This is a genomic window from Sphingobium sp. TomTYG75 (genome assembly GCF_054771635.1).
Window position 1 is genome coordinate 102,260 of record NZ_BSRE01000002.1, and the last position, 12,374, is coordinate 114,633.

Annotated in this window: 8 protein-coding genes; all 8 read right to left on the minus strand. The window is 59.1% G+C overall.

What is annotated here, in order from left to right:
* Positions 1-74: 74 nt before the first annotated feature.
* A complete protein-coding gene (locus ACYU81_RS14255; protein WP_460988281.1) occupies positions 75-1,340 on the minus strand; it encodes an MFS transporter in 1,266 nt (421 codons plus the stop codon).
* Between the two features lie 340 nt (positions 1,341-1,680).
* Positions 1,681-4,068 (minus strand): TonB-dependent receptor, encoded by a 2,388-nt coding sequence (locus ACYU81_RS14260; protein ID WP_460988282.1) that lies wholly within the window; start codon positions 4,066-4,068, stop codon positions 1,681-1,683.
* Positions 4,069-4,355: 287 nt separating this feature from the next.
* Positions 4,356-5,117, minus strand: a complete 762-nt coding sequence (locus ACYU81_RS14265) for an SDR family NAD(P)-dependent oxidoreductase (RefSeq protein ID WP_460988283.1) — start codon at positions 5,115-5,117, stop codon at positions 4,356-4,358.
* Positions 5,118-5,250: 133 nt separating this feature from the next.
* Positions 5,251-6,915, minus strand: coding sequence for an AMP-binding protein (locus ACYU81_RS14270; protein ID WP_460988285.1), 1,665 nt, complete (start codon positions 6,913-6,915; stop codon positions 5,251-5,253).
* A gap of 89 nt (positions 6,916-7,004) precedes the next feature.
* Positions 7,005-7,949 carry an alpha/beta hydrolase gene (locus ACYU81_RS14275; RefSeq protein ID WP_460988286.1) on the minus strand — a complete coding sequence of 315 codons (945 nt, stop codon included), beginning with the start codon at positions 7,947-7,949 and terminating at the stop codon, positions 7,005-7,007.
* A gap of 27 nt (positions 7,950-7,976) precedes the next feature.
* Positions 7,977-8,978: an inositol 2-dehydrogenase gene (iolG, locus tag ACYU81_RS14280; protein ID WP_460988287.1), complete on the minus strand. Its 1,002-nt coding sequence runs from the start codon at positions 8,976-8,978 to the stop codon at positions 7,977-7,979.
* Between the two features lie 62 nt (positions 8,979-9,040).
* On the minus strand, positions 9,041-10,723 hold the full coding sequence (locus ACYU81_RS14285) for an AMP-binding protein (protein WP_460988288.1): 1,683 nt from the start codon (positions 10,721-10,723) through the stop codon (positions 9,041-9,043).
* 53 nt (positions 10,724-10,776) lie between these two features.
* Positions 10,777-12,309 (minus strand): CoA-acylating methylmalonate-semialdehyde dehydrogenase, encoded by a 1,533-nt coding sequence (locus ACYU81_RS14290; RefSeq protein ID WP_460988289.1) that lies wholly within the window; start codon positions 12,307-12,309, stop codon positions 10,777-10,779.
* Positions 12,310-12,374 lie beyond the last annotated feature (65 nt).

Below are 12,374 nucleotides of genomic sequence, written 5' to 3' on the forward strand. Positions count from 1 at the left end.
CCTCGCAGAAAGGGTATCGTCGTGCGTCGCGTCACAGAACTAAAGTCCTCGCCAGGAGGAGCGCACCGGCGCCATCACCGAAGCCTGATGAAGGCCACACACAGACCTCCAATAAATGCTACCCCTGCGCCAAAGAGGAAGAGCGCAGGATAGCCGCTCGCCGCGATGATCGCGCCTGCAACTGCGGGGGCGATCACTCCGGGCGCCGAGCCCGCGGCGAGCAGGATCCCAAGATCCCGGCCTGCGGTCTTTTCGTCAGGCAGGACAAGGGTGGCGAGCTTCAGGTCCAGGACGAAGTAGCTGCCAAACATGAGGCCGGTTCCAAGGCCGAAGAGCAGGAAGATGGTCCAGCTATTCGAAAACGCCGGTAGCAACGTCACGACGCCCGCCAAGATGGAAACGGTAGCGACGATCATAACGGTTCGCTGGAATCGACTGGCCAACCACCCTGTCACGAGGGTGACGAAAAGCCAGGCAGCTGTCATGACGCTGGAGAAGATGCTGATCCCGGTGCTGAGGCTTCGATAGGGAAGCTGTCCTTGCCCCACATAATCCTGGAGCAGGAAGAATATATAGCCAGTTATGCTGAAGTAGCAGAGGAAAAGCAGCGCCCTTGATATCGCCGCGAGCGAGTAGTTGCGATGCGAGAAACTCGCAAATTGTGCCCGGCACCCCTTCCAACTGAAGGGTCGCCGTTCTTCTACCGGCAGTCCGAGAGAAGACGCTTCCGGTTCCACCAAAATAAAAGCACAGGTCAAAATGGTCAGTGGGACCGCAAGAAGCACATAGCCCATCATCGTCGTGGAAGCTATTGTCGCGATGTTGACGCCGACGAAAATTCCCACGGGCGCACCCAAGCCAATCGCTGCCGAAGCGAAGCTCAAATCATGTGCAGGAATTCGGTCGGGCAAAGCGGCCAGCAGTACGGACTGATAATAATTAAGTGTGAACCATAAAAGCGGCAGCAAGATCGTCAGTTGGACGATGGAGGTTGCGCTTCCGACCAAGGGCATCAAAGCGATGCTCGCGAATAAGGTTACGAGGAGGGACGGAGTCCGCTTTCCCCAGCGGGATCTCGTGCGATCAGAGACTGCGCCTCCAGCGAAAAGCGCAATGACCGATGCGATCGCCGCGATCGTGGAGAGGAATGCCAGTGTACCCACCTTGGCATCGGGGGCAAGTCTCGCAACAACCGGCGGCAGAAGAACATTCAAGATGCCCTGGAAAACAGCGATCAGAGAAGCGTATGCAAGGAATAGGAGAACCGCGAGACGTCGCGAACTCCGCATTCCTGACACGCCGGGGATATCCGCTTCCACACAGGTTTGTTCAACAGCCACTCCGTCCATCCTTCGTATCAGTCGACCGGTCCCCATTCCGACATTGCCATCGATCATAGCGGCCCGCTGACGAGGTTCGGCACATCTTCAAGGCCCCTGCTGCATTCGTGATGCAACGGGAATTCGGGCATACTGGCCGCCTAGTCAGCGTGGGGGCGGATTGCCACTTCAAAGCGGTAGGGCTTTTACCCTCGGCCTCCTGCTTCGACACGGCGGCCATATCGCCTGAGTAGATCCAGTGAAGAGGTTCCTCAGCCTCGGCTGAGGAACCGATCTCTATTCTGTGATCATATACTTTCAGATTGATGCGCACCGCTTATGCATGGCCGCGGCATCGAGCTCACATCTTATAGTTCAAGCTCACTCCAATAGTCCGGAACGAGTTTGGTCCAAAGCTCTGCCAATAGTTGCCCCCAAGCGCTGCGTCGCTTTGGCCGGAAGAACCGACATAAAAGGCAGACACCGGATCGGCGAAGATATAGCTTGGAACCCTCTTGTCGAAGAGATTACGGACGAAAGCGGAGATTGAAAGCTTGTCATCCGCTGTGTGAACCCCCGCCGACAAACCTGCGATCGCATTCGCGCGGACCCGAAGCTGGGGATCACGCGTCTGGCTGAAACTGAAGGCGCTACGGTGGTAAACATCGCCTTGCAGGAATCCAACCCAATTGCTGGACACAGGATGCTCATAACGCGCAGTAATCGTCGTGGTCCATTTTGGCGCGTTTTCAAGCTGGTTTCCGCTCACATCGGTCGTGCCGTTCGGCAAGCACACATTTGTGCCGCTAGTCCCCGCAGGCTGCCCGGTGTAGCATGGCACACCGGAAAGGTTGCGGTATTCCGTCTCATTATATGTCGTACCACCACTGATCGTCAGCCCTTCGAACGGGAGAGCCGTGAATTCCAATTCCACCCCGCGGGACTTCAGCTGTCCTGCATTGAGGGTCGTGAACCCGGCCGCAGTTCCCGGCCGCTGTGCCTGGGTCTGAAAGCCATCGAATGTCGTGTCGAAAAGGGCGACGTTAAGACGAAGCTTGCGATCAAACAGCGTCGATTTGACGCCGACCTCAAAGCTCTTCGGAATTTCTGGAGCCACAGGCGACCCGGACAGTTGATCGAAGGTCGGTCCCTTATACCCTCTGGTATAAGTGAAGTAGGCAAGTACGTCCGGATTGATGCTATAGTCCAGGCCAACTCGATAAGAGAAGTTGTTCTTTTTGACTTGCCGATCGAACGATATGTCAGGCCCGTAAAGCCCAATCACTGCTGCGGGATTTGTTAGATCGATGCCGTAACGGATGTTGTCGTGAGTGTAACGGCCGCCAGCGGTGACGCGCAGGCTGTCGCTGATCTTATATTGCCCTTCGAAGAATCCAGCATAGCTCTTCGTTGGAGAAATACCGTCCGCATAACCTCCGAAGTTGGAAAGTCCTGGAACCAGTACAGGAATCCCCAGATTTGCGCCTTGCAACAGATATTCCCGGGCGACGAGGTCCAAATAGAAGAGACCAACTTGGTAGCTGAAGCGTCCGTCGCTTGGCGATGTGAGCCGCAACTCTTCGGTAGTCTGGCGCCGCGTAAGTCCACCGGTATTGACGTTGAAAAGATCTGCGGTGGTGGTGTCCGTATCGATGGAGGTACGCATGCGCGATCGCCGATGGGCCAGCACGTTGGTCAACGTGTACCCTCCGCCAATGTCCCACTCTGCCTTCAGAGACACACCGTATACAGTGGAATCGTTCGTGTTCCGGACGTCACTGGCCAACAGCGTATTGTTTGGCGACGCAACGATCCCGTTCGCCGCATCGATGCTCTCGATCAACCCGCCTGGCGCATTAAATCGCCGCACAAGCACGCCCTCACCCGGACCATTCGAATGCTGATAGTCGCCGGCAATTGTCAGACGCAACGCGTCACTAGGTTCCCATAGAATCTTTAGTCGACCGCCATATGCGGTATTTCCCAAATTCTGGCGGAGGGCGATGTCTTTCGTAAATGCATCTTGGCGGGTCACGAAGGCAGAAAGCCGGAGAGCGGCATTAGAGCTAAGCGGCGTGTTGCCTGCAACTTGCAAGGTTGCAAGATTGCCCGAGCCAGGCGCGGTCGTGTCGCCATAAAGAATATTGGCCAGAAATTCCGACTGATTTAGTCGCGGCTGCGCCGTAACGATGTTGATCAGGCCGGCCGCTGCGTTCTTGCCGAACAGCATACCCTGCGGCCCACGCAGTACTTCAACGCGATCAAGATCGAAGAACTGCACATTACCGAGCTGAGGACGGCTCATCACGACATCATCGATTACGATGCCAACACTTTGCTCAATCTGCGGCCCGAACACGGATGTTCCGACGCCACGGATCGTGAAATTGACAGCACCTGCCTGCTGATTGGTCGATCGCGTCTGCAAGCTCGGGGTCAGATTGACTAGCTGATAGGCGTTGAGAACTTGATGCTGTTCCAGTGACTCCGCCGATGCGACGCTGACAGCGACTGGCACAGTCTGCGCGCTCTCGCTGCGGCGGCGGGCGGTGACGATGATGTCCTTCAGCCCTTGGCCCGATGCCTCAACCTGCGCACCTGTTGGCGCCGAATTAGCAGACGCCGCGACGGATTGCGCGATCTGCGGATTCGGATCACCAACAGCGTCCTGTGCCTGTGCATATGTCGAAAAAGCAGGCATCGCGACCAAGCTGGCAACGGTACCAAGCAAACAACCCCTCAAGTGCATCCTATCTCTCCTAGAATGGGACTGTCATGCTGCCCCCCAGCAGCATGCCCCTTCTGACCATTTTATAAATGGAATTGTAATTCCGTCAATTTATATTTTGGAATGAGATGTTTGTTTCATGGGTGAGCAGGTCCAACCGCCTCTGGTTGTGCAGCGTCTAAAAGAGAGGACGAAAAGCAACGGCGCCTCCCGCTTTTAAGCGAGCGCGATCTCATCCTGTGTCAGGCGGTGCCGATCCGATACACTCGCAGCCCGACCTAACCGTACATGACGCCCCGAAGGCTTAATCAGCGCGGCGCCATCCGGATTGCACCATCCAGTCGGATCACTTCGCCATTCAACATGGGATTGCGGATTATGCTTTCCACCAGCTGCGCATATTCGGTCGGCTTCCCCAAGCGGCTAGGATGCGGCACCTGCGCACCCAAAGCATCCTGAACCGCCTGGGGAAAGGACTCCAGCATCGGCGTCAGGAAGATACCAGGAGCGATCGTCATTACTCGGATCTTATGCTGGGCGAGGTCGCGCGCGATCGGAAGGGTCATGCCGACCACCCCGCCTTTCGACGCGCTATAGGCTGCCTGGCCGATCTGCCCGTCATAGGCGGCGACCGACGCGGTGTTTACGATGACGCCTCTTTCGCCGTCAATCTCGTTCACCGCAGCGAGCCGGGCGGAGAATTTGGCGATGACATTGAAGCTGCCGATTAGATTGACCGTCACCGTCCTGACAAAAATGTCCAGCGGATGCGGCGCATTTTCCCTGCCTACTGTCTTTACAGCCGGAGCGATACCAGCGCAGTTGACGAGGATGCGCGCTACGCCATGCGCACGCTCGGCAGCTTCCAGAGCAGCCGTTACGCTGGCGTCGTCGGCGATGTTGGCTGCGACGAAAATACCGCCCAAGGCTTCGGCAGTTGCCCGTCCCGCTTCCTCGTTCAAATCGAAAATTGCAACCTTTGAGCCCTGCTCGGCCAGCATATACGCCGTCGCCTTCCCCAATCCGGACGCGCCGCCCGTGACGACGGCGGCCATTCCATTGATGTCCATGCTCAATCTCTTAATTCTATAGGTTGTTAATCGCGTGTCGCGCCCACCACTCCCCTGGCCCATGGGATCATGCAATGTGGTTTGCAGAAGCCGGGCCAAGACGCCTCTCCATGAAGCGTCCGATCTGGAAACGTCAGCTGTTTGCCTGTCGCTGTTTGGCGACTTCCTCATTTCGGAGCAGGAAACGCTGTAGCTTGCCGCTTGGCGTCTTGGGCAAGGACTCCACAAATGCGATCTCGCGCGGATAGGCGTGGGCGGACAGCCGTGTTTTGACGTAGCGCTGTATCGACAACGCCAGTTCCGGATCTTGGCCCTCATAGCCTTGGTTGAGTACGATGAATGCCTTGATAATTTCGGTCCGTTCAGGATCGGGCTTGCCGATCACTGCGGATTCCATGACGGCCTCATGTTCGAGCAGCGCGCTTTCGACGTCGAAGGGGCCAACACGGTAGCCAGAGGTGGTTATGACGTCGTCGGCCCGCCCGATGAAGGAAATGCTTCCGTCTTCATTCTGCTCGACCGTGTCGCCGCTCAGATAATAGTCGCCGACGAACGCCGAGGTTTTCCGCCCAAGATAGCCGGAAAACCACATCATTGGCGATGCCTTGCGGTCCAGCGCCAGGATGCCCGGTTCTCCTTGAGGCAGCTCCTCACCCTCCGGCGAGCAGACGACGACGCGGTGTCCGGGTGATGCAAAGCCAGCCGATCCGATATGGACCGGATGATCGATGCCGTGATGATTGCACAGCACCATGCCGATCTCGGTCTGCCCATAATGATCATAGATGGGGGCATGTAGATGCTCGCCGAACCAGCGAATGATCTCGGGGTTGAGCGGTTCGCCCGCGCTGCTGACGGCGCGAAGCTGGTCTTTCACTCGCTCGGCTTTTCCCGGGCCGCCGGCGAGCAGCAGCCGGTAAGCTGTTGGTGATCCCGCGACATTGGTGATGCCTAGGTCGGCGATTGTGTCATAGGCATCGTCGACGTCGAAACCGCGCTGGTTAAACGTCGTGGCAATGCCGAGCGCAAGCGGGCCGGTCACAGCGTAATAGAGGCCATAGGCCCAGCCCGGATCGGCAAAGTTCCAGAAACGGTCATCTGGGCGCAATCCCACCGCATCGCGCATATAGGCGGCGAAGGCAGCAATCGCCCTCACCGGAACCAGCAAAGGCTTGGCAGGTCCGGTGGTTCCAGAGGTGAACATGATGAGAAAGGGATCGTCCAAGCCACAAGGCACAGCAGGATGACCTTCCTTCTCGCCTTCGATCATGCTCCAGAAGTCGCGCTGGGCGCTTGCTTCTCCGGCCCCCACCACAATCTGCGCGATCGACGGGGGAACATCGGCGATCTTGGAAAGATTATCCTGATCGGCCACGATCAAGCGAGCGTTGGCCACCTCAAGCCGATATTCGATCGCCTTGGACCCGAAGGCCGTGAACAAAGGCTGGTAAACCGCCCCCAGCCGCCAGGTTGCGAGGATCAGGATCAGCAGTTCAGGCGAGCGCGGCAGCAGTCCGGCAATCCGGTCCCCTTTGGTAACCCCTAAGGACGCCAGCGCGGCTGCGAGCCTGGCGCTATCATGGGACAGCCGCGCGAACGTCCACTCCCGCGTAACCCCATCAAGCCCACGGTGGCGCAAGGCGACTCGCGACCTGTCCGCAGCGTACCGATCGCAACATATCACCGCCGCATTGGTGTGGCCGGTATCGTCCAGATCCAGAACAGCCAGCGGCTGTGACAAATCAAACGTAAATTCAGTGCCGCCGGCCCAAATGCCGGATTGCGCCACCTCGTCCATAATGGACCTCCTCAGCGAACAAAATTTCCATCCATCTGCGTCGGCACTCTCTCCCTCGCTGAAGATACTGCCGACGACTCCGCCGAACTTCAGCCTGCGGCGCTTCGCGCCAGCAGCGTCTTCAGATGCTGTCCCACCAGCTCGGTCGCTTCGGCGGCAGCTGGCACCAGCGCGGACAGATTGGGGAAACCATGGGTCAGATTGTCGAACTCCACCAATTCGACATCGACGCCCGCCTCTCGCAACCGATCAGTATAGGCGACGGCTTCGTCGCGGAGCGGATCGACCTCCAGCACAACGATGACCGCAGGCGGTGCCGCATCCAACCGTTCGGAGGTGATTGGCGAAAGGCGGGGATCCGCTGGATCATGCTCACCGCAATAATCCTTCATCATCTGAGGCAGCGTTCCCGTGCGAAGCGTCGGATCTGCATTGGCGATCCGGGAAGGATAATTCGCCGATTCCTTTCGCAAATCGACCGCCGGGAAGAAAAGCAATTGAGCGTCGAAATTCTCGCTACCCGTTCCTGCAAATTCCAGGGCCACTGCGGTCGCCAGATTTGCTCCGGCGCTCTCTCCCGCAATTACTACCGGGTTTCCGGCACCCCCGAGTTCAGCCGCATGCTCTATGGTCCAACGCGCAGCGGCCAAGCAATCATTGAACCCGGCGGGAAAGGGATTTTCAGGAGCGAGCCGATAACCACTTGCCACGACAACCATCGAGAGGTTTCGCGCAAGCCGCCGCGCCAACGGCTCGATGAATTCGATGCTGCCGAACGCCCAACCGCCACCGTGCAGAAGATGCAATGTTCCGGTAGGAGCTGCCAGGGGGCGAATGATGCGAAGCGGTACCGGCCCGTCCTCGCCATCAATAGCCACATTCTCCACCGACGCAGCGTCGATGGGACCGTCCGGCCCGTAGAAGAGCGGTATCAAAGCTTCCATATCGCGGCGCATTACTTCGTGGTCGATCTTGTCGGACGTGGGCAAGGGAAGTTGCGCTACGATCTGCTGCAATACGGGGTCTAAGGCCATATCAGTATCTCCTTCATTGTGCTTTCTTCAGCGGTCCGCAGAGCGGGCCAGCTTGACGACCGACCCGCTGCGAGCCGACTGGTCGGCGGCTTCGGCAAGGATGAGCGCTTTGATGCCGTCGCTTTCATCGGCGACGGGCGTTGCCTTGCCCTCGATGATGTCGGCAAAGTGCTCGACCTCGATGGCGTAGGCTTCGGCGTAACGATCGAGGAAGAAATTCTGGAAGCAGTCCGACCGTGCGCCCCCCTCAGTCCAGGTCTGGACGCTGCTTTCCAGCTTGTTCTCGGCCCGGATCATGCCCTTCGACCCGAAGGCTTCGATGCGTTGGTCATAGCCATAGCCGCTGCGGCGGCTGTTGGAGATGACGCAGATCTTGCCGCTGACCGTGCGCAGCAGGATTTTGGCGGTGTCGAAATCGCCCGCCGCGCCAATTTCAGGATCGATCAGCACAGCGCCCGAAGCAAAGACGCTTTCGATCTCTTCATCCAGCAGCCAGCTGGCCATGTCGAAATCATGGATCGACATGTCCTTGAAGATGCCACCGGACACGGCGACATAGGATGGAGGCGGCGGCGCTGGATCGTGACTGATGATATGCAGCGTCTCGAGCGCGCCGATCTCGCCCTGCTTCAAGCGTCGCTGCAGGCTGGCGAAGCTGGGATCGAACCGCCGGTTGAAGCCCAGCAGGACGTGCCTGTCGCTCCCGGCGACTGCCTGCTGGACACGCGCGGCGCGGCCCGCATCCTGGTCCAGCGGCTTTTCACAAAAGACGTGCTTTCCAGCGCGGATGGATTCGAGCGTATATTCTAGATGGGTGTCGGTCGCGCTGGCAATCACCACGCCGCTGATCGCAGGGTCGGCCCAGACTTCGTCCACCGTCGATACGCGGGCGCCGTAGCGCTCGGCCAGTTCTACCGCCCCACCGAACGGATCAACGATGCGCGACAACGTCAAGCGAGGATTGGCGGCGATGTTCGCAGCGTGGATCTTGCCAATCCTGCCAGCGCCAATCAGAGCGATTTCAGACATGGAATACCTTTCCTAAAACAGGATATTGTTGTTTGCGCGCTGAAACAGAGCGCTCATTTTCTCTATTGGCGGGCTTTCGCCAGCTCATCCTCCATCATCTCGCGCAGCCGGGCCTTCTGCACCTTTCCGGATACGGTCATGGGAAAACTGTCGATGAAGCGCACGTAGCGCGGCACCTTATGATGGGCCACGCGCTCCCGGCAGAATGTGATGATCGATTCAGCATCTTCCTGCTCGCCATGGCGGAGCTTCACACAGGCCATTACCTCTTCGCCGAACCGATCATCCACGATGCCGACGACCTGCACGTCCAGCACGGATGGGTGGAGGTAAAGCAGCTCTTCCAGTTCGCGCGGATAGATATTTTCGCCGCCACGGATGATCATGTCCTTGATCCTGCCGACGATCCGCGCATAGCCCGCGTCATCGATGGTCGCCAGATCACCGGTGTGCATCCAGCCGTCGCGGACTGCCTCCGCCGTCTTTTCAGGCTCCCCCCAATAGCCGAGCATCACGGAATAGCCGCGAATACAAAGCTCACCCGGTTCGCCGCGCGCGACGATCTCGCCGGTTTCGGGATGGACGATCTTGGCTTCGATATGGGGCTGAATGCGCCCGATCGTTGCGACCCTGGCTTCGACCGGATCGTCCAGCGAGGTCTGAAAGCTCAACGGGCTGGTTTCCGTCATGCCATAGCCGATGCCGATGTCCCGCATGTGCATCCGCGTCATCACCTTACGCATCAGTTCTTCTGGACAGGGCGAGCCCGCCATCAACCCGGTTCGCAAGGAGGACAGATCGAAGCGCGAGAATTCAGGATGCTCCAGTTCCGCGATGAACATCGTGGGCACGCCGTGCAATATCGTGCAGCGTTCTGCTTCCACGGCTTCCAGCACCGCGAGCGGATCGAAGCCTGGTGAGGGATAGACCATGGTGACACCATGGAGCATGCTCATAAGGTTGCCCATCACCATGCCAAAGCAATGGTAAAGCGGCACCGCTATGCAAATGCGGTCGCCTGGCACCAAGCCCATCTCACGTCCACACATGAACGCGTTATTGAGAATGTTGTGGTGCGAAAGGGTTACGCCTTTTGGCGCCCCTGTGGTTCCACTGGTGAACTGGATGTTGATCGGATCGTCCGCCTTCAGCGTTGCAGCGATGCCGATGAGTTCCGCTTCCGAAGCTGCCGTCCGCAGGTCCGCAACCTCTTTAAAATCCAACCAGCCCGGGCGTGGATCACCGCCGATCTTGATGGCATAGCGGAACGCTGGAAGGCCAACCGACACAATCTCTCCGGGTCGCCCGCCAAAGTGCGTGACGAACGTCTCCGTCATGGCCAGATAATCACTGGTCTTGAACGAGGCCGCGCAGATCAGCGCCGTCACTTCCACCTTGGCCAGCGTATATTCCAACTCCGCGACGCGATAGGCCGGGTTGATATTGACCAGGATCATGCCCGCACGGGCAGTCGCGAGCTGCGCGATGGTCCATTCGGCGCAGTTAGGCGCCCATATGCCAACCCGGTCGCCCGGCCTCACCCCCAACGCCAGCAGCCCAGCGGCGAAGTCATCCGTGGCGGCCTTCAGTTCCGACCAGCTGTAGCGATCATTGCCATGCCGCGCGACGAGCGCATCCTCATCGGGCCAGCGCTGTGCGGCGCGGTCGAGCGCTTCGCCGATCGTATCGTCACGCAAGCAAGGTTGCGAAGCTCCGACAACTTGGCTGAGTTCTTGCGTGGTCATGAGAAGCTGCTCACCTGATTGCCGACCCGGCGTGAACCGGGCCGACGGAAACATCATTTCATCGTCGGGATCATAAAGGCATCGGACAGCGACGATCCCGAAGCGGCACCCGATGCGTTCGGCCAGCGCTGCGTCACGGTCTTCACCTTCGTCCAGAAACGGACGCCCTCTTCGCCATGCTGGTTATGGTCGCCAAAGCCCGAGCGCTTCCAACCGCCAAAGCTGTGATAGGCGACCGGCACCGGTATCGGCACGTTGATACCAACCATGCCGACATTCACCCGCGCGGCAAATTCCCGTGCGGCGTGACCATTGCGCGTGAAGATGGCAACGCCATTGCCATATTGATGGCTGGACGGGAGAGCCAGCGCGTCTTCAAAGCTGTCGGCCCGCACCATCTGCAACACGGGGCCGAAAATCTCCTCCCGGTAAGCGCTCATGCCCGGCGTCACATGATCGAACAGGGTCGGGCCGACGAAAAAGCCGTCCTCATGCCCCTGAAGCGAGAAGCCGCGCCCATCGACGACCAACTCCGCGCCCTCATCCACACCGGTCTGAATCCACTGTTCGATGCGCGCCTTGTGCTGCGCGGTCACCACAGGACCATAATGCGCCTCCGCATCGGTGGAGACGCCTACGCGCAGAGCCTCGATGGCGGGGATCAGCTTCGCCTTCAGCCGCTCGGCTGTGTCCTGCCCAACCGGAACCACGACCGGCAAAGCCATGCAGCGCTCGCCCGCCGACCCAAAGGCCGCTCCGCAAAGATCAGCTACCGTCTGGTCGAGATCGGCGTCGGGCATGACGATGCCGTGGTTCTTGGCGCCGCCCATCGCTTGGACGCGCTTGCCGTTGTCGACGCCGCGCTTGTAGACATAATGGGCGATGTCGGAGGAGCCGACGAAGCTGACCGCGCTGATCGCCGGATGATCAAGGATGGCATCCACCATTTCCTTGTCACCCTGAACGACCTGGAAAATGCCCGCAGGCAGCCCGGCCTCCATAAAAAGTTCCGCCAGGCGGATCGGAACGGACGGATCGCGTTCCGAGGGCTTCAGGATGAAGGCGTTGCCGCAGGCCATCGCGACGGCGCTCATCCAAAGCGGGATCATCGCCGGGAAATTGAAGGGGGTGATCCCTGCGCCGATGCCGATGGGCTGGCGCATCGAATAGACGTCGATCCCGGGGCCTGCGCCCTGCGTATGTTCACCCTTAAGCAAATGAGGAATGCCGCAAGCGAACTCCACGACATCAAGGCCGCGCTGAATGTCGCCCTTGGCGTCGGCGACCACCTTGCCATGTTCGGACGCCAGCAGGCGGGCAAGTTCGTCCATGTCGCGTTCGACCAGCCGCTTGAACTCGAACATGACGCGAGCCCGACGCTGAGGATTGACGGCCGCCCATGCGGGCTGCGCCGCTTGAGCGGCATCGACCGCCTGCTGCAATTCGCTGGCGGTTCCCAGCCCCACGCGCGCCTGCACCTGTCCGCAATTCGGGTCGAACACATCACTGGTGCGAGACGCGGTAGCAGTCACCGCACGCCCCCCGATGAAGTGGGGAATGTTTCGCGTTTCGGCTTCTACGGTCATGGTCAAATCTTCCTCATCATCTTTGCACAACGCCGTCGCGTAGATTGAGGGCGGGGATGCTCCCT

Bases quoted from the DNA above. Each gene is read 5' to 3' on its own strand.
- ACYU81_RS14260 (WP_460988282.1), bottom strand. From the start codon at position 4,068: ATGCACTTGAGGGGTTGTTTGCTTGGTACCGTTGCCAGCTTGGTCGCG.
- ACYU81_RS14265 (WP_460988283.1), bottom strand. From the start codon at position 5,117: ATGGACATCAATGGAATGGCCGCCGTCGTCACGGGCGGCGCGTCCGGA.
- ACYU81_RS14270 (WP_460988285.1), bottom strand. From the start codon at position 6,915: ATGGACGAGGTGGCGCAATCCGGCATTTGGGCCGGCGGCACTGAATTT.
- ACYU81_RS14275 (WP_460988286.1), bottom strand. From the start codon at position 7,949: ATGGCCTTAGACCCCGTATTGCAGCAGATCGTAGCGCAACTTCCCTTG.
- iolG (WP_460988287.1), bottom strand. From the start codon at position 8,978: ATGTCTGAAATCGCTCTGATTGGCGCTGGCAGGATTGGCAAGATCCAC.
- ACYU81_RS14285 (WP_460988288.1), bottom strand. From the start codon at position 10,723: ATGACCACGCAAGAACTCAGCCAAGTTGTCGGAGCTTCGCAACCTTGC.
- ACYU81_RS14290 (WP_460988289.1), bottom strand. From the start codon at position 12,309: ATGACCGTAGAAGCCGAAACGCGAAACATTCCCCACTTCATCGGGGGG.